25 protein-coding genes and 2 tRNA genes are annotated in these 26653 nt (G+C 68.4%); 15 read left to right on the top strand and 12 right to left on the bottom strand.

All coding sequences use genetic code 11. The annotated features are described in order from the left end of the window. Positions 1 to 66: 66 nt before the first annotated feature. From VMV28_08120 to VMV28_08110, 3 genes are all read left to right on the top strand, one after another. Positions 67 to 1410 carry an adenylosuccinate synthase gene (locus VMV28_08120; protein ID HUZ80560.1) on the top strand — a complete coding sequence of 448 codons (1344 nt, stop codon included), beginning with the start codon at positions 67 to 69 and terminating at the stop codon, positions 1408 to 1410. A 7-nt stretch (positions 1411 to 1417) separates the two neighbouring features. Further along, complete coding sequence (locus tag VMV28_08115; GenBank protein ID HUZ80559.1) at positions 1418 to 2284, top strand: lysine exporter LysO family protein; 867 nt, start codon at positions 1418 to 1420, stop codon at positions 2282 to 2284. A 37-nt stretch (positions 2285 to 2321) separates the two neighbouring features. Then, positions 2322 to 2394 (top strand) — tRNA-Val (locus VMV28_08110). 40 nt (positions 2395 to 2434) lie between these two features. Here the strand turns inward: VMV28_08110 and VMV28_08105 are convergent. Then, positions 2435 to 2893, bottom strand: coding sequence for an HNH endonuclease signature motif containing protein (locus VMV28_08105; protein ID HUZ80558.1), 459 nt, complete (start codon positions 2891 to 2893; stop codon positions 2435 to 2437). Between the two features lie 98 nt (positions 2894 to 2991). Here VMV28_08105 and VMV28_08100 point away from each other — a divergent pair, with 98 nt between their 5' ends. The 3 genes from VMV28_08100 (at position 2992) to VMV28_08090 (ending at position 6884) form a co-directional block, all read left to right on the top strand. Beyond that, a complete protein-coding gene (locus VMV28_08100; protein HUZ80557.1) occupies positions 2992 to 4305 on the top strand; it encodes an SLC13 family permease in 1314 nt (437 codons plus the stop codon). 153 nt (positions 4306 to 4458) lie between these two features. Continuing rightward, positions 4459 to 5850 carry an acetyl ornithine aminotransferase family protein gene (locus tag VMV28_08095; protein ID HUZ80556.1) on the top strand — a complete coding sequence of 464 codons (1392 nt, stop codon included), beginning with the start codon at positions 4459 to 4461 and terminating at the stop codon, positions 5848 to 5850. Next, positions 5847 to 6884 carry an alcohol dehydrogenase catalytic domain-containing protein gene (locus VMV28_08090; GenBank protein HUZ80555.1) on the top strand — a complete coding sequence of 346 codons (1038 nt, stop codon included), beginning with the start codon at positions 5847 to 5849 and terminating at the stop codon, positions 6882 to 6884. The genes VMV28_08095 and VMV28_08090 overlap by 4 nt, the downstream gene beginning before the upstream one ends. Position 6885: 1 nt before the next feature. Here VMV28_08090 and VMV28_08085 read toward each other — a convergent pair whose 3' ends face one another. The 5 genes from VMV28_08085 to VMV28_08065 form a co-directional block, all read right to left on the bottom strand. Further along, positions 6886 to 7860 (bottom strand): NDP-sugar synthase, encoded by a 975-nt coding sequence (locus tag VMV28_08085; protein ID HUZ80554.1) that lies wholly within the window; start codon positions 7858 to 7860, stop codon positions 6886 to 6888. Positions 7861 to 7919: 59 nt separating this feature from the next. Beyond that, positions 7920 to 9122: an FAD-dependent oxidoreductase gene (locus VMV28_08080; GenBank protein ID HUZ80553.1), complete on the bottom strand. Its 1203-nt coding sequence runs from the start codon at positions 9120 to 9122 to the stop codon at positions 7920 to 7922. 55 nt (positions 9123 to 9177) lie between these two features. Beyond that, on the bottom strand, positions 9178 to 10215 hold the full coding sequence (locus tag VMV28_08075) for a response regulator (GenBank protein HUZ80552.1): 1038 nt from the start codon (positions 10213 to 10215) through the stop codon (positions 9178 to 9180). A gap of 83 nt (positions 10216 to 10298) precedes the next feature. Continuing rightward, positions 10299 to 11750 carry an ATP-binding protein gene (locus VMV28_08070; GenBank protein HUZ80551.1) on the bottom strand — a complete coding sequence of 484 codons (1452 nt, stop codon included), beginning with the start codon at positions 11748 to 11750 and terminating at the stop codon, positions 10299 to 10301. Positions 11751 to 11853: 103 nt separating this feature from the next. Then, on the bottom strand, positions 11854 to 12906 hold the full coding sequence (locus VMV28_08065; protein HUZ80550.1) for an alcohol dehydrogenase catalytic domain-containing protein: 1053 nt from the start codon (positions 12904 to 12906) through the stop codon (positions 11854 to 11856). A gap of 310 nt (positions 12907 to 13216) precedes the next feature. Here VMV28_08065 and VMV28_08060 point away from each other — a divergent pair, with 310 nt between their 5' ends. After that, positions 13217 to 13882, top strand: a complete 666-nt coding sequence (locus tag VMV28_08060) for a DUF981 family protein (GenBank protein HUZ80549.1) — start codon at positions 13217 to 13219, stop codon at positions 13880 to 13882. 196 nt (positions 13883 to 14078) lie between these two features. Here the strand turns inward: VMV28_08060 and VMV28_08055 are convergent. The 3 genes from VMV28_08055 to metG all read right to left on the bottom strand — a co-directional run bounded on the left by VMV28_08055 (position 14079) and on the right by metG (position 17107). Continuing rightward, positions 14079 to 14151 (bottom strand) — tRNA-Cys (locus VMV28_08055). Between the two features lie 50 nt (positions 14152 to 14201). Next, positions 14202 to 14882 carry a PHP domain-containing protein gene (locus VMV28_08050; GenBank protein ID HUZ80548.1) on the bottom strand — a complete coding sequence of 227 codons (681 nt, stop codon included), beginning with the start codon at positions 14880 to 14882 and terminating at the stop codon, positions 14202 to 14204. Beyond that, positions 14879 to 17107, bottom strand: coding sequence for a methionine--tRNA ligase (gene metG, locus VMV28_08045; protein ID HUZ80547.1), 2229 nt, complete (start codon positions 17105 to 17107; stop codon positions 14879 to 14881). Before metG ends, VMV28_08050 begins: the two co-directional genes overlap by 4 nt. Positions 17108 to 17211: 104 nt before the next feature. On the opposite strand from metG, the gene thyX reads away from it, so the two are divergent. Further along, positions 17212 to 18120 carry an FAD-dependent thymidylate synthase gene (gene thyX, locus VMV28_08040; GenBank protein ID HUZ80546.1) on the top strand — a complete coding sequence of 303 codons (909 nt, stop codon included), beginning with the start codon at positions 17212 to 17214 and terminating at the stop codon, positions 18118 to 18120. A gap of 52 nt (positions 18121 to 18172) precedes the next feature. On the opposite strand, the gene VMV28_08035 is transcribed toward thyX, so the two are convergent. Next, on the bottom strand, positions 18173 to 19369 hold the full coding sequence (locus VMV28_08035) for an FAD-binding oxidoreductase (GenBank protein HUZ80545.1): 1197 nt from the start codon (positions 19367 to 19369) through the stop codon (positions 18173 to 18175). Between the two features lie 24 nt (positions 19370 to 19393). Next, on the bottom strand, positions 19394 to 20323 hold the full coding sequence (gene xerA / locus VMV28_08030; protein HUZ80544.1) for a site-specific tyrosine recombinase/integron integrase: 930 nt from the start codon (positions 20321 to 20323) through the stop codon (positions 19394 to 19396). A gap of 121 nt (positions 20324 to 20444) precedes the next feature. Between xerA and VMV28_08025 the strand changes: the two genes are divergently transcribed. After that, complete coding sequence (locus VMV28_08025) at positions 20445 to 21386, top strand: TIGR00269 family protein (GenBank protein HUZ80543.1); 942 nt, start codon at positions 20445 to 20447, stop codon at positions 21384 to 21386. Beyond that, positions 21383 to 22291, top strand: coding sequence for a 3-hydroxyacyl-CoA dehydrogenase family protein (locus VMV28_08020; GenBank protein HUZ80542.1), 909 nt, complete (start codon positions 21383 to 21385; stop codon positions 22289 to 22291). The genes VMV28_08025 and VMV28_08020 overlap by 4 nt, the downstream gene beginning before the upstream one ends. A gap of 20 nt (positions 22292 to 22311) precedes the next feature. Here VMV28_08020 and VMV28_08015 read toward each other — a convergent pair whose 3' ends face one another. Beyond that, on the bottom strand, positions 22312 to 22710 hold the full coding sequence (locus VMV28_08015) for a DUF6015 family protein (GenBank protein HUZ80541.1): 399 nt from the start codon (positions 22708 to 22710) through the stop codon (positions 22312 to 22314). 90 nt (positions 22711 to 22800) lie between these two features. On the opposite strand from VMV28_08015, the gene VMV28_08010 reads away from it, so the two are divergent. Genes VMV28_08010 through rsmA form a run of 5 tightly spaced genes read left to right on the top strand, consistent with a single transcriptional unit; the run spans position 22801 to position 26074 of the window. Next, positions 22801 to 24042 (top strand): tRNA pseudouridine(54/55) synthase Pus10, encoded by a 1242-nt coding sequence (locus VMV28_08010; protein HUZ80540.1) that lies wholly within the window; start codon positions 22801 to 22803, stop codon positions 24040 to 24042. Continuing rightward, complete coding sequence (locus VMV28_08005) at positions 24043 to 24348, top strand: 50S ribosomal protein L21e (GenBank protein ID HUZ80539.1); 306 nt, start codon at positions 24043 to 24045, stop codon at positions 24346 to 24348. It abuts the gene before it with no gap. Further along, the gene (locus VMV28_08000; GenBank protein ID HUZ80538.1) at positions 24348 to 24662 is read left to right on the top strand and encodes an RNA polymerase; all 315 of its coding nucleotides are present in this window, start codon (positions 24348 to 24350) and stop codon (positions 24660 to 24662) included. Before VMV28_08005 ends, VMV28_08000 begins: the two co-directional genes overlap by 1 nt. Positions 24663 to 24681: 19 nt before the next feature. Continuing rightward, complete coding sequence (locus tag VMV28_07995; protein ID HUZ80537.1) at positions 24682 to 25227, top strand: DUF655 domain-containing protein; 546 nt, start codon at positions 24682 to 24684, stop codon at positions 25225 to 25227. Next, positions 25190 to 26074, top strand: a complete 885-nt coding sequence (gene rsmA, locus VMV28_07990; protein HUZ80536.1) for a 16S rRNA (adenine(1518)-N(6)/adenine(1519)-N(6))-dimethyltransferase RsmA — start codon at positions 25190 to 25192, stop codon at positions 26072 to 26074. Before VMV28_07995 ends, rsmA begins: the two co-directional genes overlap by 38 nt. Positions 26075 to 26653: the final 579 nt, after the last annotated feature.

The raw sequence follows: 26653 nt of genomic DNA, 5'->3' as shown, positions 1-26653 counted from the left end.
CGCGCCGCGGCCGGGGCACAAGGGCCATCTACTTTCTCCCCTCCCGGTTCAGTGGGTCCAAGTTCCATGCCGGTCACCATCGTGGTGGGTGCCCAGTTCGGTGACGAAGCGAAGGGCAAGATCACGGACTTTCTCGCGGCCGACGCCCAGTACGTCGTGCGCACCGGCGGTGGCCCCAACGCGGGGCACTCCATTCACCTGCCCGAAGGCGTTGTGGTCCTGCACCAGCTCGCCTGCGGGGTCCTGCGGCGTGGAGTGACCGGGATCAGCGGGCCCGGGATGGTCGTTCAGCCGATGAAGCTCGAGGAGGAGCTTCGGGCTCTCGAGGAGCGCGGTCTGTTCCGCGGAAAACTCCTGCTCTCCGATCGGGCCCATGTGCTGCTCCCCCTCCACGAGATCGAGGATGCCTGGGAGGATGAGCTTCGCACCCAGCAATCCCCCGCGGCCGGTCTCGGCACGACGGGACGCGGCATCGGCCCGGCGTACTCCGATCGGTACGGTCGATGGGGGATTCGGCTCGGAGACCTCGACCGCCCCGCGACTCTGCGTCAACGCCTCGAACTGCTCTACGCTCGCAAGACCCAGCTCCCGAACCTTCCTCCGCGCGAACAGTTGGCGTCGACCCTGATCGAGGTCGGTAGCCGGCTCGCCCCGTACATCGGGCCCACCGAACCGATCCTATGGGAGGCGATCGGCCGGGGCGACCGGATCCTGTTGGAAGGCGCCCAGAGCGCCCTCCTCGACATCGACTTCGGCACCTATCCGTACGTCACGAGCTCCCATCCCACGAGCGCCGGAGCCCTGGTCGGCAGCGGGATCCCTCCGCTCGCCGTCGACCGGATCGTGGGCGTCTCGAAGGCGTACTCGACGCGGGTCGGGGCAGGACCGTTCCCGACGCGAGTGGAGGGCGAGCTCGGCGAGTACCTGCAACGTGTCGGCGGCGAGCGAGGCGCCACGACCGGTCGGCCCCGCGAGTGCGGCTGGCTCGATCTCGTCCTGCTGCGCTATGCGGCCCGGCTGAACGGGTTCACCGCTCTCGCGATCACGAAGGTCGATGTGCTCGGAGGCCTCCCCGAGGTCCCCGTGTGCGTGCGATACGAGCTGCCCGATGGCTCGTCGCTCACGGATCGGCCGCCGACCTCCGCGGACGATCTCGGCGAGGTCCACCCCGTCTACGAGCGACTGCCCGCGTGGGGGGAGTTTCACCCGCGACTGCTCGAGCGCCTCCGTGAGGAAGGCGCCGGGGCGCTGCCCGCGGAGCTGCGCGCCTTCCTCTCCTTTGTGACCGAGGAGACGGGGGTCCCGATCGAGTTCGTCAGCTTCGGGGCCGCGCGCGACGCCACCGTCCGTCTCGGCCGAGGAGTCCCCGGCGCGCCGCCCTCACCGAGCGTCCGTCGATGGAAGGGCTGAGCCGACGGTGGAGTTCGATCCGTTCCTCTACGTCGCGTTCGTCGCGGGCTACCTCGTAGGATGGCGTTGGCGCCCGAGCACTCCATGGATCCTGCGCGCCACGATCGCCACCATCGTCGCGCTCGTCTTCCTCCTCGGTGCCTCGCTGACCGACGTCAGCCCCGCCACGCTCGCTCCGAGCGTGGTACTGGCGATCGGGTTCGCCGGCCTCATCCTGGCCTGCACGCTCGCGATCTACGCGGTATTGCCGCATCGCACGGTCGTCGGTCCCGCTCGCGCGCTGCCCCAGGCACCCGAACGCGTTCCGCTCTCCGTCGTCCTGATCGGGGCGCTGTTCGCCGGTTACGCCGTGGCGCTCGTCCTCCCGCTGCCCGCAGCTAGCGCGATCCCGTACGCCCTGTACATCCTCCTCGCCCTGGTGGGCCTCGGGATCCGATTGCATTGGGAGACCCTGCGCCGGGTGTGGGTGCCGGTGGTCGCAGCCATCACCGGTGCGCTCATCGCCGGGGGAATCTATGCGCTCGCAACCGGCACCGGCGCCGCGGCGAGCCTCGCGATGTCCTCCGGGTTCGGCTGGTACACGCTCGATGGCCCCCTCGTCGCGGCGCGACTCGGCGCGACCCTGGGGCTCGTCGCCTTCCTCGCCAACTTCCTCCGCGAGAACCTGACGATGGTGCTCGCTCCGGTCGTGGGGCGACGGGTGAAGGGAGAGGGACTGGCCGCGATGGGAGGCGCGACCGCGATGGACACGACGCTGTACTTCGTGGTGCGCTACGGAGAGGCCGACGCCGGAAGCCTCGCGCTTGGGAGCGGCCTCATCCTGACGGTCGTGGCGAGCCTCCTCGTGCCTGCCTTCCTCCTGCTCCCTCTGTAGCAGTCTTAAAGGTCGGACGACCCTCGCGTCGGCGCGCGGGCTCGTAGTCCAGCGGTTAAGACGTCGCTCTCACACAGCGAAGATCGCCGGTTCGAATCCGGCCGAGCCCATCGAACCCGAGGTGCCTGCCGTCCTCGGCCCGCATCTCGGCTACGCCGCGGGGACCGCGTCTGCGCTCGGCCCTGCCCGGCGGTCGACCGATGCGAGGAACGCTCGGGTCTTCGAACGATGGCACGGTCGGCAGATCGTCTGCAGGTTCGAGTACTCCAGCGCGGCTCCACCGCGCGCAATCTCGACAATGTGATCGACCTCGAGCTCGCGCGCCCGCCGGCGCGATCGGCACACCGCGCACGTGTACCGGTCGCGACGCATGACGTAGATGCGGGCCGCATCCCAGAAGTAGTGCCCATGGAACTTCCATCGGCAGACCCGAGAGCAATACGGGGTCCGCGATGTGGCGAGCGCCGAGTGGCACTCGACGCAGTGTCGGTCACGTCGGGCCTCCCGTCGGCGGTCGGCTCCGTCGGAGTACCATGCCGCGGAGAGCGCCAGGATCCGCCCGCCCGGCGCGACGGTCACGGATGGAACGGTCGGTGGGCGGCGACGCATCAGCGTGAAGGGGTCGCTCGCGGTTCATGAGCCCTCGGTTCCACTGGCGGCGGTCGGATATGTAGCCGGTCTTCCGTGCGGTCTCCTCGGGGTGATCCGTGACGAACGACGTCGCCGTCGCAATCCTGGCGCTGGTGTTCGGCGCCATCGTGGTGCGCCAGCTCTTCGGCCGCGGACCGCCCATCTGGGGGATCTTCGCGGTGGGGGCGGCGGGGACCGTCGTTTCGAGCACTCTGTCGCTCGGCGGCACGTACTCCGCGCTGACCCAGGCCGCCCCCGTCCTCCTGTTCCTGTTCGCACTGTTCGTCTTCGCGGGGGCGCTCGAACGGCAGGGGATCCTCGATCACGCCGCCCGCTGGTTGATCGGCCAAGCGCGCTCCCCGGCGGACCTTCCGTTCGTCATCTTCGTGGGGTTCTCCATCGCCGCTGCGTTCCTCGTGAACGACGCCCTCGTGCTGCTCGCCGTACCTCTCCTCTACGGCGTCGCGAAGCGGACGAAGATGGACGCGAAGCCGATGCTGCTCGCGGTCGCGTTCGCCGTCACGATTGGCAGCGCGCTGACCCCGATGGGAAATCCCCAGAACCTGTTGATCTCGATCTCGAGCGGGCTCCAGGCCCCCGTGGGCACCTATCTGCGCTACCTCCTCCTTCCGATCGCGGCCAGCATCGTGCTCGGCGCCCTGTTCGTGCGCTGGGCATTCGCGGCCCGGATGGGACCCGCGACGCCGGAGTACGACCGACTTCGCGCGGAGGCCCCGCCGCTCTTCCCGGATGGGGAGTGGAGCGGCCGCATCCTGCGGCGTCCGGTGATCGTACTGTTCCCGGCGACGATGGTCCTCCTCATCACTCTCGATGTGGGCGGGGCCTCCTTCGGCCTCCCGGCGATCCCGATCTGGGAGATCGCCCTCGGCGGGGCACTCGCGACGCTCTTCGTGTCCCAGGAGCGGCTCGCGATGCTGCGCGCGGTCGACGCGCGGATCCTCGTGCTCTTCGCGGGGCTGTTCGTGGTCGTCGGGGGAGCCGTTGCCGGCGGCGTCATCGGCTCCCTCGAGACCCTGCTTCCCATCCCGGCCACGGGCAGCTCGAGCACCTCCGCCCTCCCGTCGATCTTCGCCACGAGCGTCGTCGCCTCCCAGGTCGTCAGCAACGTCCCGTGGGTCGCCCTCCAGATCCCCGTGCTCACAGGCCTCGGGTACGGGGCCTCGACCCCGATCCCATGGGTCGCGCTCGGCGCGGCGAGCACCCTCGCCGGGAACGTGACGTTCCTGGGAGCGGCCAGCAACTTGATCCTGGTGGATCGCGCCGAACGCACCGGCATCCCGATCCGGCTCGCCGAATTCATGCGCTACGGCCTCCCTATCGCCGCGCTGTCCATCGGCCTCACGTTCGCCGCGCTCTGGATCGGCCTATGAGCGCGGCGATCGTCCGGTCCCCGTGCAGAACGGTTCCAAGGTGCGCCCGCGGGGCCCCGGTCCGGTCGGCCGTGATCCTTGGCCCGACGCACCGCCGCCCGTGGCACCGAGAAGGCTATACCCCACGGGAGAACTGGGCCGCGCGGAGCGTTCATGAGCGAAAGCCGGGCGTCCCCCACGGCCGATCTCCCTCCTCGCGACCCATCGAAGCCGCCCCATCGAGGAGTGATGATTCGGGTTCCGATCCCGGGACCGAAGGCGCAGCGCATCATCCGGGCCGACGAGGCCTCGATGGCGACGACCACCAAGACCTCCCCGATCGTGGCGGAGAGCGCGCTCGGGGTCTGGGTCACCGACGTGGACGGCAACCGGCTGCTCGATTTTGCCGCGGGTATATCGGTCCTGAACGTCGGACACTCCCATCCGGCGGTCGTTCAAGCGGTCCGGGAACAGGCGGGAAGGCTCTCCCACTTCGCCGGGACGGACTTCTACTACGAAAACCAAACGCGGCTCGCCGAACGTCTCGCGGCGATCACGCCGGGCACCCACGCGAAGAAGGTCTTCTACACCAACAGCGGGACCGAAAGCGCCGAGGCAGCGCTGAAGCTCGCGCGATGGAACCGCCAGCGACCGCTGACGGTGGGTCTACTCGGGGCCTTCCACGGGCGCACCCTGGGCGCGCTCACGATGACCACGTCCAAGCCGGTCCAGCGCTCGCGGTTCAATGCCTACACCGGAGGCGGACAGCACATCCCCTCTCCCTACTGTTACCGATGCCCGTACAAGCTCGAGTATCCGAGCTGCGATCTGTACTGCGCCAAGATCCTGAAGGAGCTCTACTTCGAGACCTCGATCCCGCCGGACGACGTCGCGGCGTTCATCGCGGAACCGGTCATGGGGGAGGGTGGGTACATCGTTCCCCCGAAGGGATGGCACGCGGCGATCAAGTCGATCCTGGACGAGCACGGGATCCTCTTCATCGATGACGAAGTGCAGTCCGGCATCGGACGCACGGGACACTGGTTCGCGATCGAGCACCACGGGATCGTCCCGGACATCGTTACGACCGCGAAGGCGCTCGGGAGCGGGCTTCCCATCGGGGCGATCATCTTCCGCGGGGACCTCGATTACACGAAATCGGGGGCCCACTCCAACACGTTCGGTGGAAATCTGGTCGCAGTCGCCGGGGCCCTCGCGACGCTCGACGTGATCGAGCGCGAGCATGTACTCGAGAACACGCGGACCCAAGGCGCGTATCTTCAGACGCGCCTGCGCGAGCTGCAGGCCAAGTACGAGGAGATCGGCGACGTCCGCGGGCTCGGGCTCATGGTCGCGACCGAGTTCGTGACGAGCCGGACGACCAAGGAGCCCGCGGTGCGGCTCCGCGACCGGATCCTTCAGGAGTCGTATCGGCGCGGCCTGATCCTGTTACCGTGCGGCCGCTCCTCGATCCGGTACATCCCTCCCCTCATCATCCAGCGCGAGGAGATCGACGAGGGCGTCGAGATCCTCGATGCCGCCATCCTCGCGGCCCGAGCCCGATGAAGTACGCTCGGCTCGAGGCCCCGGGGCGGGTGGGCCTCGCCGACACTCCTCGGCCGGTCGCCGGCCCCGGTGAGATCGTCGTCCGGATGGCCGAGTGCGGCCTGTGCGGGACGGACCTCGAGAAGGTGCGTGGTGGCTACACCGCGAGCGCGATCCTCGGTCACGAGCCGGTCGGGACCATCGAGACGGTCGGCACGGGCGTGGAGGGCCACGAGGTCGGAGACCGGGTGTTCGTCCATCACCACGTCCCCTGCCTCGCTTGCCCCGTCTGCGCCCGGGGGGACTACATGTTTTGCCCGGCGTACGCGAAGACGAACCTCGATCCGTGCGGGTTCGCAGAGGCGTTCCGGGTCTCCGCCGATCATGTCCGCAAGGGAGCCGTCCTGACGCTCGACCGGCGCGTGGGGTGGGACGCCGGCGCCCTGCTCGAACCGGGGGGCTGCGTTGCGACCGCCCTGCGACGGATCGCGCTTCCTCCGGAGGCGTCCGTGTTCGTCATCGGCCTTGGACCGGCCGGCCTTCTCTACGCACGCCTTGCCCGCGCCCGGGGCGCGGCCTGGGTCGGCGGGGCCGAACTCGCTCCGTTGCGCCGCCTCGCGGCCGAGCGGGGTGGGATCGATGCCGCGATCGATCCGACCGACGGGTCCGCCGTCCGCGACCTCATCGATCGAGCGACCGATGGACGGGGGGTCGATCTCGCGGTCGCCGCGACGGGCGCCCCCTCCGCAGTGACCCTCGCCACGACGATCGCCCGTCGAGGGGGTACCGTGAACCTCTTCGGGGTCCCACCCAGCGGTAGCCGCCTTGACGCCGATCTTCAGGAGATCTACCTGCGCGGGATCCGGCTCGTGCCCTCCTACGCGACGACCGAGGCCGACATCGCCGCCGTCCAGCAGCTCGTCGTGGACGGCCGGCTCGCGCTCAATGACCTCGTTTCCCACCGGATCCCGCTCGAGGAGATCGAGGAAGCGTTCCGGCTCGCCCAGCGGCCCCAGGACTCGCTGAAGGTTGTGGTGACGGGCCCGGCGCGGTGACTCAGGCTTCCCCGCCGGCGCCGAGGACCTGATCGGCGACCCGGTGCCCGGCCGCGACGTGTGCGCGCGGACCGAGGATCGAACCGATCACGGTGGCGGCGGAGTCGATCCGCGCCCCGTCCATCACGATCGAATTGGAGATACGGGCCTCTTCTCCGACCACGACGCCCGCTCCGAGGGTGACGAGCGGGCCGAACGTCGCGCCGACCGCACGTGCGCCCGGTCCGACCGAGACCGGGCCCGTCCCCGACGCGCCGGACGGTAGGTAGACTTCGACCCCCTTTCCGGCTTCGAAGAGGAGCCGCTGGGCGTACAGCACGCGTTCCGGCGTGCCCGCATCCTGCCAGTACCCCTCGAGTCGCGCTCCGTACACCCCACGGTCCAACAGACCGGGAAGGATCTCGCGCTCGAAGCTGACCTCGCGGCCGGTCGGGATCCGATCGAGCACCTCGCGTCGCCACACGGAGATGCCGGCGTTGATCCACGGGGAGGGCGCCTCTCCCGGCGCGGGTTTCTCCACGAATTGCGTGATCCGGTCGTTCTCGCCGAGCGCGGCGACGCCAAAGGTCTGGGTCTCCTCGACCCGTGCGAGGAGGAGGGCACCGATCCCGTTCCGCTGTTCGTGCACCCGGAGGACCTCGGCCGCGGAGGCCGCCGAGACGATGTCGGAGTTGATCACGAAGAAGGGGTCGGACATCCCGTCGGCGACGTTGCGCATCCCGCCTCCGGTCCCGAGCGGTTGCCTCTCGGGGACCGTGCGGATCCGGAGCCGGTAGGGGTGCTCGTGCACGTACGCCGCGATCTGGTCGGCCTTGTACCCGGTCGCGAGGACCACTTCCTCGAGATCGTCCGGGAGCACATCGAGCGCCCGATACAGCATCGAACGTCCGGCGAGCGGGATCAGCTGCTTGGGAAGATCGTACGTGATCGGGCGCAGGCGGGTCCCGAGGCCCCCCACGAGCGCGATCGCCTTCATCGTTCCTCCTCCACCGGCGATTGGGTACCCGCGATTAAGGCTTCGTTCGCCACCATCCGTTACAGGACTCGGCTGCTTTCTCCCTGCTCCACGGCGTGCGAGTAGTCCCGCTGGATGAGTCGCTTGAGGAGCGCCGCCGGGCTTCCCCAGAGCGTCAGTCGATCGAGCGCGGCGGCCCCGGCCCCATGGCCGACGGACACGGCGGCGCCTCGCTCTCGGTAGGAGAACGACTGGAGCTCGGTGCCCTTCCAGCGCGCCACGATGTTGGCCGCCGCCACGCGGGCCTCGGCGAGGGCCGCCTGGGCGGTGCTGGGGACGAGAAGTCCGGTCTTCGGATCCTGGAACTCGATCACGTCGCCGACGGCGAACATCCCGGGATGGCCGGGGATCTCGAGTGTCGGCTCGACCGTGATGCGGCCTCCCCGTCCATGCCGGACCGGAAGCTCCGCGACCGCAGGGGGCGCCTGGAGACCGGCGCACCACACGGCGATGTCGAAGCGCAGCACGCTCCCGTCTTCCAAGTGCAGCCGATGCGGCTCCACCCGAGTTACGTTCCAACCGTAGAATATCGAGACCCCGGCCCGGACCAGGAGTTCCCGCGCGTGCTCGATGAGTTGGGGAGGGAAGCCCACGAGGAACGGTAGAGAACCGGTCAGCAGCATGACGTCCGGACGGCGCGCCCCCGGCTTCGTGATTGCCGCCCAGTCGGTGGTCGATATCTCGGCCGCGATCTCGGTGCCGGTCGACCCCCCGCCGACGACGAGCACCCGGGGTCGTCGCTCCCCGGGGAGCGCGACCGAGGCGATCTCCATCTCTCGGATCGCTGTCGCGAGGCGTTGCGCCGCGGAGAGCCGGTAGACGCTGTGGGTGTGCTCGGCCGCCCCCGGGACTCCGTAGTACGCGGCGACGGATCCGAGACACAGTGCGAGCGCGCCGAACTCGATCGTGCCCGAGTCGAGCTGGACGGTGTGCTCGGCGAGATCGACGCGCTCGACCCGGGCGGTCCGGATCTGGACGCGGGTCTTCTCGAGCACCGAGGCGAGGGGGACGGCCCATCGGCGGAGGTTCCCTCCTGAGGTGGCGATCCGATCGATCTCGTAGAGTTGGGTCCGCAAGATGTGGGCGGGGCTTCGGTCGACGAGGACGATCGGAATCTTTCCCCGGGAGAGCCGGTGGACCTGCTGAGCGAGCGTGAGCCCTGCGTAGCCCGCGCCCAGGATGACCAGCGGCGGTGCGGGAGCCGGTGACGGAGCGGCCACCATGCCATCCGGAGAGGAGCGGCCGCGAGGGATATCGATTACCCGGAGGGTCGCGACGTCAGTTCGGGCCCACGGCGAGGACCCGGTTCCCACTGAGTCCTCGGGTCGCGATCGCGTCCATCTCCACGAGGAGGGCCATCGCCTCCCGGCCGCGCGGAGTGATCCGGTAGTCATCCGCCGAGTGGACCAGCAGCCCGTCCTCCTCCAAGCGATGCAGGTGGAAGGAGACCTTCGGAGTCTCATCGATCCCGGCCGCGCTCATCGCCTCCGTGAACGTGCACGGGCCCTGCGAGGCGCGACGCAGGATCGAGCGGCGCAGCGGGTTCGAGAGTGCCTCGAGGGTCGCCCGCGTCGTCTCCGCGAGCACTCGGGCCCGCAGGTCGACCACGTCCGCGACCGTGATCGAGCCCGGGTCGAACGTCACCATCAATGGACCTCGGCCTTCGAGCTCCTGCCGCAGCCGTTCGATGAACTGGATGACCTCAGTACGCCGATGGGCTCGGAAGAGGCGATCCGCGCCCTCGAGGAGCAGGGCGCCGTGGGGTCGGTCCGCGAGGAACGTCTCAAGGTGGGCTTGGATCTCTGCCGGCTGATCGAGCCCCGTGGAGACCACGGTGACCCGGGGACGCGGGCGGACCGTCCGGTCCGTCAGGTGAAGCACGTCCAGGTCGTCCGTGGTCGTCCACGCCTCGAGCGTGCGGTCGATGTCCTGAACGCGGCCTCCGTCGCCGTGGAACTGGATCGCCTGGGCCGCGAGGTCGAGCATCGATCGTATCTGCTCGAAGCGGAACGGCTTGCGGACGTAATCGAAGGCTCCGAGCTTCATCGCTTCGACCGCGGTCTCCACCGTCGCGTACCCCGTCACGACGACGACGAGGACCTCCGGCCAGCGGCGGCGCACCTCCCCGAGGAGCTCGAGCCCGCTGTGTCGCGGCATCTTGAGATCCGTGAGAACGAGATCGATCGCTTCTCGCTCAAGGATCTCGATTGCTTTTGGGACCGAGGGGGCGTCCCGGACCTCGTGGCCATCGTCGCGGAGCAGCTCGCCGAGTTCCTCTCGGATCACGGAATCGTCGTCCACGAGCAACAGACGCATGCCACCGCGAGGAACCGCGAACGACAAAGCCGTTCTGGGTCCCGTCCCGGGGCCGCCGCCCCAGGTTCCCCTCGGCCGACCTCTCAGGTGTCCGGTGGAGGGGAGGTCGCAAGGGGCAACCGCACGAGAAAGCTCGCTCCTCCCTCGGGCCGGTTCCGCGCCAGGAGTTGACCGTGATTCGCCTGGACGAGTCCGTCGCTGATCGCGAGTCCGAGCCCGGTGCCGCGCCCCTCCGGCTTCGTGGTGAAGAACGGTTCGAACAGGTGCTCGATCACCTCCGGAGGGATCCCCGGCCCCGAGTCCGTCACTTCGACCTCGGCCAGGCGGTCCACCGCCCGGACCTCGATCCGCAGACGACCGCCGGGAGCTCCGTCCATGGCCTCGTAGCCATTGTTGAGAATGTTCGTGAGCACCTGGATGAGCTGGCCACGATCCCCTGCGACCGGGACGGGGGTCGCCGGGTAGACCTCCTCGAGCTCGATGTTCGCCGACTGCTTTCCCCGGAGGAAGTCGACCGCCGAGCGGCTGACCTCGACGAGATCGAGGGCGACGATCTGGGGCTCGGACCGACGGGCGAAGTCGAGCAGTCCCCGCACGATCTTCGCGGCGATGTCGATCTGACCGGTGATTGCATCGACCCGGGCGAGCACCCACGGATCCTTGCTCCGCCGACGGAGGGATTCCGCGACCAGCATCACGTTCGTCAGGGGGGTGTTGATCTCGTGGGCGACTCCAGCCGCGAGCTGCCCGATCGAGGCCAGGCGGTCGGCGTGGGCCGCGCTGCGCTGCCAGATCCGCTGTTCGGTCAGATCCACCGCGACCCCGAGGTAGTGGGTGGTGATCCCCCGATCATCCCGGACCGCGCTGATGGTGAGCAGGACGAGACGTTCGTGCCCCCACCGGTCCCGGTTCATGATCTCTCCGGACCAGTATCCGCGGGAGGGATCGAGGAGATCCGCCCAGAGACGCGAGTACACCTCCGCCGGGGTCGAATGACTTCGGACCATGTTCGGTCTTCTTCCGATGCACTCGGCCCGCGAATACCCGTAGATTCGTTCGAACGCGGGGTTCACGTCGACGAGGATCCCCTTGTCGTCCGTAATCTCGATCGCGTTCGTCGAGGTCAGGAACGACTCGTAGAACAGGCGCGCCCGGTCGTGCTCGATCGCCCGATCGGTCACGTCGTGGATGACGACGAGACGGTCGGAGTCCGGTGCGATGGGGGGGACAAGGCGAACTTCGATGTCGGCGTAGGTCACCCCGGCCGACCCCGCTCGCGCGAGCGGGACCGACCGGAGCACCCCGGCCGTGCCGTCCCGGATCCAGCGGAGCAGGGTCTCTCGATGCGGGGCTCCCGCGATTCCGAGTGCTTCGTCCACCCGGCTTGCCGGGCGGTGGGTCTCGAGGCGCGTGTGCATGTGCCACGTTCGATTCGCCCACCGCAACTGACCGTCCGGCCCGACCGTGGCCAGCCCGAGCGGGAGCGCGCCGACGAGCGCCTCGAACCACAGGCCGGAGTGGGGGAAGTCGGGCATCGGATCGAGCGAGGCGGAGAGCTCTATTGACGCTGCCGGGCCGTGAGCCTAGACCCTCCCGGGTGGAGATGCCGGTAGGGGGGAGGCGCCCACGGCGTGGGCCTCACTTGAATTCGATGAGCGGCTTGATGATCCCGTCGGATTTGGATGCCATCATCCCGAACGCCCGTTCGATCTCATCGGACCGGAACCGGTGGGTCGTCAGGGGCGTGGGATCGATCCTTCCGCGCTCGAGTAGGCGCAGCAACCGGCCCATCCGCTCCCGCCCGCCCGGGCACAGACCGGTACGGATCGTCTGGTCGCTCATCCCGACCCCCCAATCGAGGCGGGGGATTCCGACGAACTCTCCCTCTCCGTGGTATCCGACGTTCGAGATCGTGCCGCCCGGCCGCGTGACGCGAACGCAGTTCGCGAACGTGGCGGACGACCCGAACGCTTCGATCGCAGAGTCGACGCCGGTACCGTGCGTCAGGCGACGGACCTCCATCACCGTGTCGACCGTGCGAAAATCGACTATCGCGTCCGCCCCGAAGTGCCGGGCGAGCTCCTGGCGCTTCGGCACTGTCTCGACCGCGATGATCGAGCCCGCGCCGAGCATGCGCGCCCCTGCGATGGCCATGAGACCGACCGGGCCCGCACCGAAGACGGCGACGTCCCCGCCGATAGGGATCGCCGCATGTTCGGCAGCCATGAACCCCGTGGACATCATGTCGCACGCGTAGACCGCCTTGTCGTCGGGAAGCCCCGCGGGGATCGGGGCGAGATTGGCCTCCGCGTCGTTCACCCGGAAGTACTCTGCCAAGCCTCCATCTACGGTGTTCGCGAACTTCCATCCACCGAGGATCTCGGTGCATTGCGATGGAAAACCGCGCAGGCAGTTGTCGCACCGGAAGCATGGCGTGATCGCGTTCACCGCGACGCGGTCACCGACCCCGTGTCCCTGGACCGCCGACCCGAGCCGATGGATCACTCCGACCGACTCGTGACCCAACGTGAGGTTCGAGCGCTCGCCGATCGCCCCTCGCACGGTGTGCGTGTCCGACGTGCAGATCATCGCCGCGGTCGTTCGGATCACGGCATCGTTCGGTCCCGGCTCCGGGATCGGCTTGTCCATGACCGCCACTTCTCCGATCTTCCGCATCACGAACGCTCGCATGGGCGGGCCTCTCTCGCCATCCCGGGCCCCGCAGATAGTCCCCCCGTCAAACCGGCTTGACCCGGAGCCGATCCTCGCTCCCAGGGGAGCGGAACGCTCGTGGATCGCCCCGCGCGGGGCCGCCGAGCCTGCGATCCCCTCCTCTACGATCGGCGGTCGCGTGTCGGTCCGTCAAGTCCAGCGAACGGACCGTGGAAATACCCCCCAACGAATCGGGGTCGTAGTCGCGGCAGGGAGCGGAACCATGAACCGAGGTCGAACTGATCGGGTCGTGGGGCACCTGCTCGAACCGCGCTAGGGGTGAACGAAGATGGTGTTTATCGACGAGCTGACGTTTGTGATGATCACGCTGATCTTGGTGGCGGTTTCGGTCGCCTACATCGTGGTGGCCGAATCGCTGGCCTATCGTCGCCGCGGCCCTGCGGGACTCGGGGTGGCCCTCCACGAGACCGCGATCCCGCTGATCGCCATGGGAGTGGTCGTACTCGTGATGGGATTCTGGGGGATGATGACCTGGCCCCTACCGGGCGCGTACAACATCCTGTTCTACGATATTTACACCCTCTTCGGGATCATCATCCTCGGGTTCGGAATCTCGGTGGTTCTGCACTTCCGCCTACAGTACGTCGGAGTGCTCAGCCTGGTCTCAGGGTTCACCGTGATCGCCTACGGGTGGAGGGCCTACCAACTCGGCCTCACATCGACCCCCTGGGCCATGTTCCTCATGTACATCGGGTTCGGAGTGACCGCGATCCTCGCCTTCCCGGTCGCGATCATCGCCGATCGGTGGCTACACGCGAGCGGCGAGACTCTGGTCGAGCCTCCCAAGAACCGGCTGGGCCGGCCGATGTACCCGGTGTCGTACCTCGAGGCCGCGATCGTGTTCTTCTTCGTGGTCGTCATCTTGCTCAGCGCAATCGCTGTAGAAGGGACGCTCGCGAACTCGATCATCACCCACCTTCACTCGCCCCCGTAGAGGGTAGAGGCACGCCACGCGCGCAGGAGCGACGGCACCCCCTCGGAGGGCCGACCGGCGGTCGACCCGCGTCCGAGGGGGCCGGGAGAGGCCTCCGTCCGTCCCGTGAATGGACCTCGAACGCGGATCCGCGTCCGAGCCCCTGTCGGGACGCGGAATGGGCGCATCTTCCGAGCGGAGCCTCCGTTAGGGGGCGAGCCAAGGGAGGGAATCGAACCCCCAGGAAACGGATCTGCAGTCCGTCGCATTAACCATTCTGCCACCTTGGCGCGGCAGGGGTCAGGAGCGTCCACCTTAAAGTGCTGAAGTGCGGCGGCGTCTATATTCTCCGGAACCCGCGCGACGCCCGGAGGCCGAAGTTCCGCACGCTGACCCGGACCTGACCCCAGGGGGTCAAGGACGATCCCTCCGCCACGGTCCGATCGCGGCGAATGTCCTCGAGCAAGTCGTCGACCGTGTCCGCTGTTTCGTCGACCAGGGTCGACGCCCGCCCGACGTCGTTCGGGGTGTGAGCGTCGCTCCCACCGATATGTCCGAGGCCTCGCTGGCTGGCCACGAACTCCGCGCGGGCGTTAGCGAGTTCGGAGTTGTGCCCGTTGCGTACCTCCATCGCCCGGATGGCCGCCGTCTCTGCGATCCGACGCCCGACCCCATGGGAGCGGCGAAACGGGTGGGCGAGGACCGGCTCGCCTCCGTGCGCGAGGACCCAATCGATCGTCTCCGCCACGGGGCGGTGGGCCGGCGGGGCCGTTGGAATCCCGTAGGCGAGCAGGTGGCCTTCGAGGGCCGAAACCTCGACCCCCGGCACGAAGAGATACCCCGGATTCCGTCGCTGGAGCTCGCGCAGCTCGTCGTGACCGGCCACGGAATTGTGATCGGTCAGCGCGAACCCGGACAGGCCGGTCCGGCCCAGCTGTCCAACGATCGTTTCGAGCCGCATCTTCGAATCCGGCGAGTGCTGCGAGTGGACGTGCAGGTCCAATCGGCGCGTTCCAGTCATCGGACCCACGCCCCCGCGGGCAGATCCGCGGACGGCCGGATCGGGCCCCCCGGGCGGAAGGACAGCACCGTCCCGCGATCGGCTCCGGGGGCTGCCAGCCGGACGATCACCATCGAGCCCTGGGGCCAGGCCCCCTCGACCTCGATGCGACGCCCTCCGATATCGACCCGCGACGTGGCCTCGTTCTCCGAGCCCTCGACGCGGCCAACGACGAGCGGGGTCTTCGCCAACTCCTCGATCGTGATGACCGGCGCGTCCGGAGCCGTCCCGTCGATGATCGCACCCGGCGGGACGCCCTCCGGCGGTGCCAGCAGCGCGACGGTCTCTCCCGCTTCGGCCGCGAGCACCATCCCTTGGCTGGTGATGCGGCGGATCGTACGGGGGGCCAGATTCGCAAGGACCGTGATGCGTCGCCCCTCGAGCTCCTCGGGAGCGTAGTGGGCCCTCATCCCGGCGACGATCGTCCTCGGCGTTTCCTCACCGAGGTCGACCCCGAGCACGTAGAGCCGGTCCGCATCGGGATGGGGAGCGACCGAACGGATGGTGCCCGCCCGGATCGCGAGGGGAGGGGCGCTTGCGTTCGTTGGCGCCGATGTCGGTGCGGGACGAACCGTTCGTTTCGCTCGGGGGAACAACGGGCGGATCTCTCCCAGAGGCTGCCCGGTGATGAGTGGCTCGAGCGCCCGGTCCCACTCTCCCGGATCCGGCCCCGAGGAAAATCCGAGCATCCGGTGGACCTCCGCCGAAGAGAACGGCAGCACGGGCGATAGCCACGTCGCGATCGCGCGGATCGACGCGAGGGCGTCGTTCAGTGCTTGCGCGAGCGCCGCGCCCGACGCCGCCCAGGGGCGGGCCTCGTGGAACCTGCGGTTCGCCTCGCGTACCTCTCCGAGCGCGAGGTCGAGCGCCTCCTTCAGTTGCACCCGCTCGTAGCGCTCGGTGATCTGTTCGTGCACGGAGCGCAAATGCGACCCGACGCTCGCACGGCCCTCGGGGATCTTGCCGTCGCATCGATCTCGAAGGAGGACGAGGGCGCGCTGAACGAGATTGCCGTACTGGTTGGAGAGGATCTCTTCGCTGACCCGATGAAACTCGTCCCAGTCGAACTCGGTGTCGTGGTTCTGGGGTGCGAGCAGCGCCGCGTAGAACCGGACGACGTCCGGCGCGTAGTGCGACAGCAGCGACGGGATGAACACCTCGAGCTCTGCCGGCCGGGATTTCGAGATCTTCTTGCCGGCGATGAGCAGCCACTCGTTGGCCGGAACGTCGTACGGTAGGACGTACGTGCCGAGCCCGATGAGGATCGCCGGCCAGATGATCGTGTGAAAGAACTTGTTGTCCTTCCCCACGAAGTAGTACTGGCGCACGGGCTCGCGGGAGTCCCAGAACCGGTGCCACGCCTCGGGCCGATCGGCTCGGATCGCCCATTCCCGGGACGCCGAGAGGTACCCGATGACCGCCTCGAACCAAACGTAGAATCGCTTGGAGCCGTAGCCGTCGAGAGGGATCGGAACGCCCCATTCGAGATCGCGGGTGATCGGGGTGGGATGGAGTCCCTCGTCGAGGAAGTTCTGCGCCACCCGCAGCGTACCGGGCCTCCAGTGCGTCTGTCGATCGAGGTACTCGGCGAGCTTCGGTTGGAGCTGGTCGAGTCCGAGGTAGAAGTGCTCGCTCGGCCGGAACTCCGCGGGAGTTCCGCACAACGAGCATCGGGGCGATCCGAGCGTCTTCGCGTCCATCGGTCGCCCGCACCGATCGCACTCGTCCCCCCGGGCCTCCTCGAACCCGCAGTTCGGGCACGTTCCGACCAGGTAACGGTCGGGCAGGAACCGCTGGTGCTTGGGGCAGTACGGGCTCTCCTCCGTCCGACGGTGGATGTATCCCCGCTCCAGCAGGAGGAGGAACACCTCGTCGACGGTGCGTTCGTGATTGGCGGTGTGCGTGGTCGTGTACGTGTCGAACGTGAACCCCAGCCGCTCGAACGAGGAGCGGTTAATCTCGTGGTAGCGGTTCGCGACCGCCTCCGGACCGATCCCTTCCGCTTCCGCGCGCACCAGCGTGGGCGTCCCGTGCATGTCGGATCCCGAGACGAAGAGGACCTCGTTTCCACGAAGGCGGTGATACCTCGCGAAGGTGTCGCCGGGGAGGTACGCTCCGGCGAGATGGCCGATGTGGAACGGGCCGTTCGCGTACGGCCAGGCCACCGCGACGAGCACTCGGGGCATCTCACCCTCCAACGCCGTGCGAACGAAGGCGGAGCGTAAGCCTTTCTGCCGACGGCGGCGGAGTGACGGCGGCTTTATCGGACCCCTCGCCGTCCCGCGTCATCGTGCCGACCGAACCCCCTCGCATGAGCCGCCCGAGCGTCCCGGACGCCGATCGGGAGATCGGGGTTCGCCACCCGGTGCTGCTCCACGGCTACGTGGTCCTGGTCGACTACATGGGGAACGACAACGCGATTGTTCAGGCCGCGCGGGTCTCCTACGGGCCGGGCACGAAGACCGTTCGGGACGACCGTGGGCTCATCCGATATCTGATGCGCCATCGCCACACGACGCCGTTCGAGATGGTCGAGTTCAAGTTCCTCGTCCGCCTCCCGATTTTCGTCGCACGTCAATGGGTGCGCCACCGCACGGCGTCGCTGAACGAGATCAGCGCTCGGTACTCCGTCCTCGAGGAGGAGTATGAGATTCCCGTTCCGGAGGAGGTCCGCCATCAGTCGAGCCGCAATCGCCAGGGCCGGGGCGATCCCTTGCCCGAAGAAGCGGTGGCCTTGTTCCGTGGGGATCTCGATCGGGTCTCCCGCGACGCGTACGCGTCGTACCAGCGCGCGCTGGAGGCGGGCGTGGCACGGGAGACCGCTCGGCTGCTGCTTCCCGTCGCCTTCTACACGCAATGGTACTGGAAGATCAACCTGTACAACCTATTCCACTTCCTGTCGCTCCGCCTGGACCCGCACGCGCAGGAGGAGATCCGGCTGTATGCGGCCGAGCTTGCGAAGATCGGCCGGCTCGTCTGTCCGGTCGCGTTCGAAGCGTTTGACGAGTTCCAGATCGGAGCCCTCGGGCTCGGTCGACGGGAACAGCGGGCCCTCCGCCTCCTGCTCGAGGGATCGACTCCCGCCGCCGCGTGCGCGGCGGCCGGCCTTCCCCTCTCCCGAGAGGACGGCACGCCGATGACGACCGGGGAGGGCGTGGAGTTCCTAGAGAAGCTGGCCCGAGTGCGCGAAGCGCTCTGACATGCACCCATCCTCGAGCGAGACCCGTCGTCGATGCCGGCCCGCGAACCCGTCAGAACCGCGGAGAATCGCCGGCCTCCAAGGTGAACCCGGGACGCGGAGCGAAGGGTGGATGGGGTAGGTGGAAGCGATCGGGCCGCACGACACGAAGCTCTTCGTCGGCGCGCGAACCGGGCCCATCGGCGATCCGGTCGGCGAGGCGACGTGCCACGCCACCGGCGCGCATCACGCCGAACCCGTTGAACCCGGTCATAGCGTACAGTCCCGGCGCGCCGGGAACCTCTCCGACGAGGGGTCGGCGATCCGGGGTGGCCGTGCATACGCCCGCCCACGCCGCGATCATCTCGGAGTCCGCCCATCCCGGGAACCGGTCGCTGAACACCTCGGCAAGGTGGGTCCGGAAGCGATCGTCTCCGCTCGTGACGAATCGCTCGGGATCCGCCTCGATGAGCTCGGTGCCGTCTCCCGCGAGGATGCGGCCGGGACCCTCCGGCCGGGCGTAGACATCGGTATCGACATCGTGGCCGGTCGGAAAGACGTCGGGAGGCGCTTGCGGTGGCCGAAGCGTCGCGGCCTGCGTACGATACGGCACGAGCGGGAGCGGATGGCCGAGGTCCGCGAACAGGCGCTTCGACCAAGCGCCGGCCGCGACGACCGTGGACTCGGCGTCCCAACGTTCCTCGCCAAGTTCCAGTACCGGTCGTCCGTCCGGGCCCGGGGCAATGGCCCCGGCCCGTCCCAGATGGAATTCGACGCCCCGCTGTCGGGCCCCTTCGACGTACAGCTCGGCGATCGCGCTCGGGGTGACCACCGCGTCGTGGCGGCTATAGATCGCCGCGCGCACATCCTCGAATCGACCCCACGGCATCCAGCGCGAGATTTCGGCGGGTCCGACCGCCTCCACGTCGACCTTCCAGGATCGCAGGCGCTCGACCGCTTCGAGAAGCACCGCCGCGGCGACCGGATTCTTCGTCCAGCGCACGAAGCCGTTTTCGGAGTACGCGTCGGGCCGATGACGTCGGGCGAGCGCGCGGTACTCCGCGTGTGCCTCGCGTGTCACCTCGACGTCCCATTCGTTCCAGAGCTGCTCGGTCACCACACCGCCGGCCCGCCCGGTCGCCCCGGCGGCCGGCGTGCGGGGATCGTACACGCCGATCGACCCGACCTTGCGTCGCGCGAGATGGTAGGCAAGGGAGCAGCCTGCGATGCCGGCACCGAAGATCAGGACGGCGAGTCGCTCTCGGGGCACGGGCCGGTCGAGGCCCCGGGGAGGTTAATACTGAGGTTTCGCCCGCTCGTAGGCATCCCGCAAGGATTGCGTGTCGACGTGCGTGTAGATCTGGGTCGTCGCCACGGAGGCGTGGCCGAGCAGTTTCTGGATGAACCGGATGTCACAGCCGCGGGCGAGCAGCGTCGTGGCGAGCGTGTGACGCAGCATGTGCGGAGTGACCCGGCGGGGGATCTCTGCCGTGCGCGCGCACTCCCGGACGATCCGCTCGACCGTCACCGGACCGACCGGGAAGAGCCGCGTCCCTTCACCGCCATTGGTCGCCCGGTCCGCTAGATAGCGGTCGACGGCGGCCCGCGCGCGGTCGTCCATCACCACCTCCCGGTCCTTGTCGCCCTTTCCCGAGCGGACATGAAGGATGTTGCGCTCGAGTTCGACATCCTCGAGCTGGAGGTGGCATAGTTCCCCGACCCGCAGCCCGCAGAAGGCGAGCACGTGCACGATCGCGCTGTCCCGGGGGGACCGGGCCGCGGCCTGGAACAATCGGTGCGTCTCCTCCTCGGAGAGGTAGCGCGGGAGGCGCTCCGGCCTGCGGGGCAGTTCCTGGTGATCGGCGACCGTGAGTCCGAACGTCCGGAACAGGCAGGTCAGCCCTCGGATCGTCGTGTAGAGGGAATTCTTCGAGTAATGCCGCTGCAGGACGAGGTGCTCCCGGAAGAGATCGATGTCCCGCTCGGTGACCTCGTCAAGCGGCTTCGGGACCCGAGCGAGGAACATCCGCGCGATATGGGCGTACTGCTTGATCGTGCACGGGCTGCGTTCCTGGGCCCGAAGGCTCCGGACGAACTGCTCGACGATCCTCTCGGTGGAGAAGCGGCTCCCGGGTTCGTCGGGGACCGGCGCCAGGGCCGGTCGGGACATGGCCCGCGGCATCGATCCGGCCCGGGGAAGCCGGGCGAGCGCAGCGGAGCCCATCGTCGGCGCGTAGGTCCCCGTTCGCCTAATAATCGTATGCGCGCAATGGCAGAGTCCGGCCCGGCGTTCGGCTCCGGAACGCCGCTCGCTCCTCAAATAGCCCGGGAAGGATGTGCCCCGCGTGCGGTGCTCTTCGTGCGACGCCTCGGCGGTGGTCGATCAGCCGTATGCCGGAGCCCACGCGTGCGAGCGCCACTTCATCGAAGGGGTCGAGGAGCGCGTCCGCCGCGAGATCCATCGACAGCTTCCCCGATTCTCGGGCCGCACGATCGCCGTCGCTCTTTCCGGCGGAAAGGACTCCGCGGCCGCGCTCGCGCTCTCGCAGCGCTACTTCCTCCGGCGCCCTTCGGTGCGCGTGGTCGCGATCAGCGTGGACGAGGGGGTTGAAGGGTACCGAACGGCCACGCTCGAGGCGGCCCGCGCCCTGACCGAACGGCTCGGCGTCGAGCACCGGGTCGTGCGGGTCGAAGAGGAGCTCGGAACGACGACCGACCGGGCCGCCGAGCGGCTCCCCGAGACGGTGCCCTGCTCGTTCTGCGGCGTCTGGCGCCGCCGGCTGCTCAATCAAGGCGCCCGCGACGCGGGAGCCGACGTGCTCGTCCTCGGATTCAACCTCGATGATCTCGCGCAGACAATCCTGATGAACCTCGTCCGCGGGGACCTTGAGCGACTGACTCGGATGGCTCCCCACCGGGGCCGTCAACCCGGGCTCGTCCCCCGCATCGCCCCGCTGGCCGCGATCCCGGAACGGGAAGTGTACCTCTACGCGCGTCTGACCGGGCTACCGTTCGACCATGGGGAGTGCCCGCACGCGGGACGAGCGCACCGCAACGTCTTCCGGGAAGTGCTCTGGCGGCTGGAAGAAGCCACCCCGGGGACCCGCCAGGCGCTCCGGCGAACCCAGGAACGCCTCACCGACCTACTGAGGACCAGGGAGCCGACCATCGCCCCCGAGCGCTGCACCTCTTGCGGTGAGCCGTCGAGCGGTCCGCGCTGCCGTACCTGTGAATTCTTGGAGCTCGTCCTCTCCCCGCCCGAGCCGGCCGTGGGGGAACGCCCGTGAGCGATCCGGGATCCCCTCCGGCCGCCAGCGATCCGCGCCGTTCGATCGGGCGTCGAGTGTTCGTGGTTGGTGCCGGGATCATGGGGAGCGGGATCGCGGCGGAGTGCGCGCTGCACGGCTACTTCGTGACCCTTGAGGACACTACCGAGGCCTTCGCAGAGCGTGGGCGGGCGAACGCGGTGCGCGCCCTCGAGCACCAGGTGCACAAGGGGCACCTTTCCGCCGCCGACGCGGCGGCCGCCGTGGCGCGCATCGACCCGGCGATCGGGATGCGCCGGATCAGCTCCGCCGACATCGTCGTCGAAGCGGCTCCCGAGAACCTCGCGCTGAAGCGGGAGATCTTCCGCGAGATCGAGGCCGGCGCCGCACCCGACGCGCTCCTCGGGTCCAATACCTCCTCACTCCCGATCACGTCGATCGGTCAGGACCTGAAGGACCCGGGGCGACTGGTCGGGATCCACTTCTTCAATCCGGTCCTCCAGATGGCCCTCGTCGAGATCATTCCGGGCCTGCGGACCCGGCCGGAGGAGGTGGTCCGCGCTCGGGAGTTCGCGGCCGCCCTCGGAAAGGCGGTGGTCCTCTCGAAGGACACCCCGGGGTTCGTGACGACGCGGGCGCTGGCCGTCCTGGTGAACGAGGCGGCGTGGATGCTGTACGAAGGGGTCGCCACCGCGGAGGACATCGATACCGCCTACGTGCTCGGGTTCCACCACCCGATGGGCCCGTTCGCTTTGATCGATCTCGTCGGGATCGACACCGCCGTATCGATCCTAGATGTGCTCTGGGAGGGATACCGGGATCCGAAGTACCGGGTCTGCCCGCTACTGAAATCGATGGTCGCGGCCGGTCGCCTCGGACGAAAGACCGGAGAGGGCTTCTTCCGGTATCCCGCGCCGGAGCACTGACGCCCCCGGATAGGGGGGCTCTACTTCGGCGGCGGCTCCGACTCGGGGCCGGACCGCTTCCAGGACTGGGCCGAGATCGATTCGTAGACCGATTCTTCGGGGGCTCCGTCCGATCCCCGCGCCTCGGTTGCGGCGTGGACCCGGTCCTTCTGCATGAGCCAGTAGTGGATCCTCCAGGACCGCCCTCGGGACACGGTCGCGTCCTCTTCTTCGCTCGTCAAGAGCCCGGCGTCCTCGAGCCAGTAGAACCGGTCCCGGTCCTCCTTCGAGAGCGTGTTGTCCAGCACCGAATCCTCGTTGCCGAAGTATGCCATCACCATCTCGGCCGTCGGGCGCGCCTCCGAGGGCATGATCTTCCCCTGGGCGACGAGGGTGCGCTCGATCGCCCGGGTCAGCTCCTCCACGGTGATCCGGGGCATGGGGACGCTCGCCGCAGGGCGCCGGCGCCAATAACCGTCGCTCGTCCGTGCGGCGTCACGCTTTAGTGGCGTCCCGGGGTCGTCGCGCTCGTGATCCAAGCGTCGGTGCCGTTCGCTCCCCCGGAGGAGGCGGTGACCGCCGCGCGGTCGGCCGTCGCCCTCGGACTGTGCGCCGACTGTTTCGGGCGCCTGTTCGGCCGCTTGGGCCGCGGCCTGACGAACCTCGGGCGCGCGGAGAGGCTCGCCTCGATGCTGGGAGGGGTGGACTTCGCGCCGGGTCCGTCGTGCCGGCTCTGCGCGGGGGCGTTCGACCGTATCCCGGTATGGGTCGAACGGATCGTCCGGGCCTCGGAGGGCTACGAATGGCATCGGTTCACCTGCGGGTCCCGTTGGGAACCCGAGATCCTCGCGCGCGAGGAGGAGATTTGGAGAACGGTCGGCACCGGATGGGGCGAAAGCGCCCGTGCGGCGTTCAACCGGGAGCTCGGCAAGGCGGTCGAGGCACGGACCGGCGCCATCGGCGGCAGCGGCCCGGCCGATCTCGTCTTCCTCGCGGATCTCGAAGTGGGTCGTGTCGGGGTCACGGTTCTCCCTCTGTACCTGCAAGGTCGGTACCGGAAGCTCGATCGGACCCTGCCGCAGACGCGGTGGCCATGCCGCGCGTGCCACGGCCGGGGATGCGATCGCTGCCACGGGACCGGGAAGACCTACTCCGAGAGCGTCGAGGAACTGGTCGCAGCGCCGGCGATCCGGGCCTCCGAGGCCGAGGAGAGCCGCTTCCATGGAATGGGCCGGGAGGATATCGATGCCCGCATGCTCGGTCGAGGACGGCCGTTCGTCCTGGAACTCGTACGACCCCGGCACCGAACGATCGATCCGGCGGCGATCTCCGCGGCGATCGCCCAGGAAGCGGCCGGACGGGTCGAGATCTCCGACCTCACGCTCGCCGAGGGCGCCGACGTGATCCGCGTGAAGGAGGCCTCTCCCGAGAAGAGTTACCGAGTCACCGCGGTCGGTGCCGTGGATGTGGCAAAGGTTAAGGAGGCATTGAAGCTCTTCCGCGGTCGCGCCATCGCCCAGCGCACCCCAACCCGCGTCGCCCACCGCCGAGCCGACCGCGTTCGCATGCGTCGGATCGTCGAGGCGGAGCTCGTGGAAGGGGACGCAGGACGGTTCACGGTGCAACTACGAACCGAAGCCGGCACGTATGTCAAGGAATGGGTGGAAGGAGATGGCGGGCGCACCGATCCGAGTTTGTCCGGGGTCCTGGGGGTCCCGCTGAAGGTGGAATCGCTCGACGTGCTCGAGATTCATGATATCGAGGTCACATAGATGGTGAAGAGTTCGAAGGGGTTCCGATCACGCAGCCGCGGCACGTTCACGAAGCACGTGCGCGAGCGGGGCTCGCCGCCGGTGACCCGGTTCCTGCGCAAGTTCGAGATCGGCCAGAAGGTTATCGTCCGGATCGAGCCGTCGGACGCCCACGGCGTGCCGCATCCTCGCTACCAGGGCCGCGTCTGCACGGTCGTCGCCTCGGTCGGTCGGGCTTACCGCATCGAGTTTCTGGATGGAGGCAAGCGCAAGCAGCTCATCGCCAACCCGGTCCACCTTGCCCCGGCCGATACGAGAGGACACTGATGCCAGAACCCCTACCACTCGCCTCGGTCAAGCAGATGCTCGCCGAGGAGGCCGCGCTCCGCCCGCTGCCGCGCGAGGCCCTGCTCGCCCAGCAGCACGCGGAGCTATTCGCCCGACTGACGGTCGAACAGACGAACAAGCTGATCGCCGAGCTGACGAAGCTCCCGTTCATCGATGTACCGCTCGCGATCAAGATCGCCGACATGCTGCCTCAGTACCCGGAAGAGATCCGCCTGCTCTTCGCGAAGGAGCGGATGGTCCTCGAGGAAGCCCAGATCGCTCAATTGCTCGACGTGGTCGCGCAGCACAAGTGAGGTCGGTCGGGAGAATGCCGTGGAGAGCTACGCCCGTGTCCTCGATTATCTGCCGAACGGCCGCCCGGTGGACCGGGGCTTCCACCGCGAACCGGTCGCGATCGCCGTCGGCGAAAGCGAACTGAAGCTTCTCGAATTGATCCCTCGCCCCGGAGCCCAGCTCGCGCTGGGCGCTCGGATCGCGCTCCTTTCCGAAGAAGGTTCGATCCCCCCGATCGATCACGTCCGTCGGCGGATCGGCTTCGAGGAGCTCACGGCTACGGCACGTTCGGAGCTCGCCCCGGCGCTCGAGGAAATCGTCCGGGCGAACCCCACGAAGTATCTGCGCTTCTTCAACGAGGCGCAGCCGATCTCTCGACGAGCGCACCTGCTCGAACTGCTGCCGGGCATCGGAAAGAAGACGATGGAGACGATCCTCGAGGAACGCCGGCGCGGCCCGTTCACGAGCTTCGAGGACCTCAACACGCGCGCGCACCTCAAGAGCTCGGAGAAGCTCGTGGTCGGCCGCATCGAGCAGGAGCTCATCGGTGCCGAGGACAACTACCGCATCTTCGTCGCCCCATAGTCTGGCGGACCCGTTCGCCGTTCCCGAGGGAGCGCGGGCCATCGACGCGACGCTCAAGCGTCTCGGGATCCGCCCGTCGCGCCGTCTAGGTCAATCGTTCCTGATCGATCCATTCGCGGCCGATGCCGAGGCCGCGCTGGTCGAGGCGCCCGCCGGCCATGCCGTCGTCGAGATCGGAGGGGGTCTTGGGATGCTGACCGCGGCCCTTCTCCGGCGCGGAATCCGTCCGCTGACCGTGGTCGAACGCGATCCGCGCCTCGTCGCCTTCCTCCGCTCGATCTTCGGCGGATGGATTATGGTGGAGGAGGCCGACGCGGAAACCTACGCCTTTCCCCCCGGTGCGACAGTCGTTGGGAATCTGCCGTTCTCCGTCGCGACGCCCATCCTCCTCGCGCTGTTCGCCCGCCGCACGCCGCGCGTGGTGGCGATGGTACAGCGGGAGGTCGCCGAACGTCTCGCCGCCGGTCCGGGGTCGAAGACGTACGGTCGCCTCTCGATCGTGGCGCGGCTCTACGGAGACGTCGAGCTGTTCCGGACGGTACCCCGGTCGGCCTTCTATCCGGTGCCCGAGGTCGAGGGTCGCATCTTCGTCCACACGGCACGCGCGGGCCCTCTCCCGGTGCCGAACGTAGATCGCTTCGAACGGATTGTCCGAACGCTCTTCTCTTCTCGCCGCAAGCAACTCGCGAACCTCCTTCCTCGGTTGGGTCGCCCGAGGATCGAGCTCGTACGATTGGCTCACGAGGCCGAGTGGCCGACCGACTGGCAGCGGATGCGGCCCGAAGAACTCCCCCCCCAGGCGTACTTCCGCCTCGCGACCGCACTCGATGCCGGGTCCTCCCCGTAAGGAACACGGGAACCCGGCCGACGAGCCTACCGATGGGGGCCAAACCGGTACCGATCCGGTTTGGCATCTGCATGCGGGAGATTAGTCTGACCGGTCGTCCACTCACTTTTGTCCACTTCACATGGTCATACTCTCGATAATTCAACGGCGGTCGTTATCGCGAACCGTAGACTTCGCTCCGGACGCTGGGAACCTTGGAGACCCACATCCAGCCTGCTCGGCACTCGGATCTCGAAGGTATCATCGAACTCTACAACGAGTACGTTCGGCACACCCCCGCTGGACACTACTCCACCGTTGCGGCGGGCTTCGAGCTTCTACGAGAAGAACGGCTTCCGGAAGTCCGGGCGGGTGATCGACTTCTTCGGAATGCCCCTTTCGGAGCACTTTCTTGAGTTTGAGTAGGAAGCGGACGCCCCCTCGGGGCCGACCCCACTTTCTGGAGTACGGAAATTAGTTCCAGCCCCTGTCCTCGCCCCGACTCCTGACCAGCTCCAGTGGGCCCGAGCCCGCGCTCAGGCCCTCCGCTACCGTCAGCACATTCCTCTCCCTCCTCCCCCACCCCGAGCTCCCCCGCGC

The sequence above is a fragment of the Thermoplasmata archaeon genome (assembly GCA_035532555.1).
Lineage (GTDB): Archaea > Thermoplasmatota > Thermoplasmata > Lutacidiplasmatales > UBA184 > Lutacidiplasma.
The sequence above is the reverse complement of the archived record's forward strand: the minus strand, read 5'-3'. Positions and strand labels throughout refer to the sequence as shown.

Bases quoted from the DNA above. Each gene is read 5' to 3' on its own strand.
- VMV28_08120 (HUZ80560.1), top strand. From the start codon at position 67: ATGCCGGTCACCATCGTGGTGGGTGCCCAGTTCGGTGACGAAGCGAAG.
- VMV28_08105 (HUZ80558.1), bottom strand. From the start codon at position 2,893: ATGCGTCGCCGCCCACCGACCGTTCCATCCGTGACCGTCGCGCCGGGC.
- VMV28_08095 (HUZ80556.1), top strand. From the start codon at position 4,459: ATGAGCGAAAGCCGGGCGTCCCCCACGGCCGATCTCCCTCCTCGCGAC.
- VMV28_08090 (HUZ80555.1), top strand. From the start codon at position 5,847: ATGAAGTACGCTCGGCTCGAGGCCCCGGGGCGGGTGGGCCTCGCCGAC.
- VMV28_08085 (HUZ80554.1), bottom strand. From the start codon at position 7,860: ATGAAGGCGATCGCGCTCGTGGGGGGCCTCGGGACCCGCCTGCGCCCG.
- VMV28_08080 (HUZ80553.1), bottom strand. From the start codon at position 9,122: ATGGTGGCCGCTCCGTCACCGGCTCCCGCACCGCCGCTGGTCATCCTG.
- VMV28_08075 (HUZ80552.1), bottom strand. From the start codon at position 10,215: ATGCGTCTGTTGCTCGTGGACGACGATTCCGTGATCCGAGAGGAACTC.
- VMV28_08070 (HUZ80551.1), bottom strand. From the start codon at position 11,750: ATGCCCGACTTCCCCCACTCCGGCCTGTGGTTCGAGGCGCTCGTCGGC.
- VMV28_08065 (HUZ80550.1), bottom strand. From the start codon at position 12,906: ATGCGAGCGTTCGTGATGCGGAAGATCGGAGAAGTGGCGGTCATGGAC.
- VMV28_08060 (HUZ80549.1), top strand. From the start codon at position 13,217: ATGGTGTTTATCGACGAGCTGACGTTTGTGATGATCACGCTGATCTTG.
- VMV28_08050 (HUZ80548.1), bottom strand. From the start codon at position 14,882: ATGACTGGAACGCGCCGATTGGACCTGCACGTCCACTCGCAGCACTCG.
- metG (HUZ80547.1), bottom strand. From the start codon at position 17,107: ATGCCCCGAGTGCTCGTCGCGGTGGCCTGGCCGTACGCGAACGGCCCG.
- xerA (HUZ80544.1), bottom strand. From the start codon at position 20,323: ATGGGCTCCGCTGCGCTCGCCCGGCTTCCCCGGGCCGGATCGATGCCG.
- VMV28_08015 (HUZ80541.1), bottom strand. From the start codon at position 22,710: ATGCCCCGGATCACCGTGGAGGAGCTGACCCGGGCGATCGAGCGCACC.
- VMV28_08005 (HUZ80539.1), top strand. From the start codon at position 24,043: ATGGTGAAGAGTTCGAAGGGGTTCCGATCACGCAGCCGCGGCACGTTC.
- VMV28_08000 (HUZ80538.1), top strand. From the start codon at position 24,348: ATGCCAGAACCCCTACCACTCGCCTCGGTCAAGCAGATGCTCGCCGAG.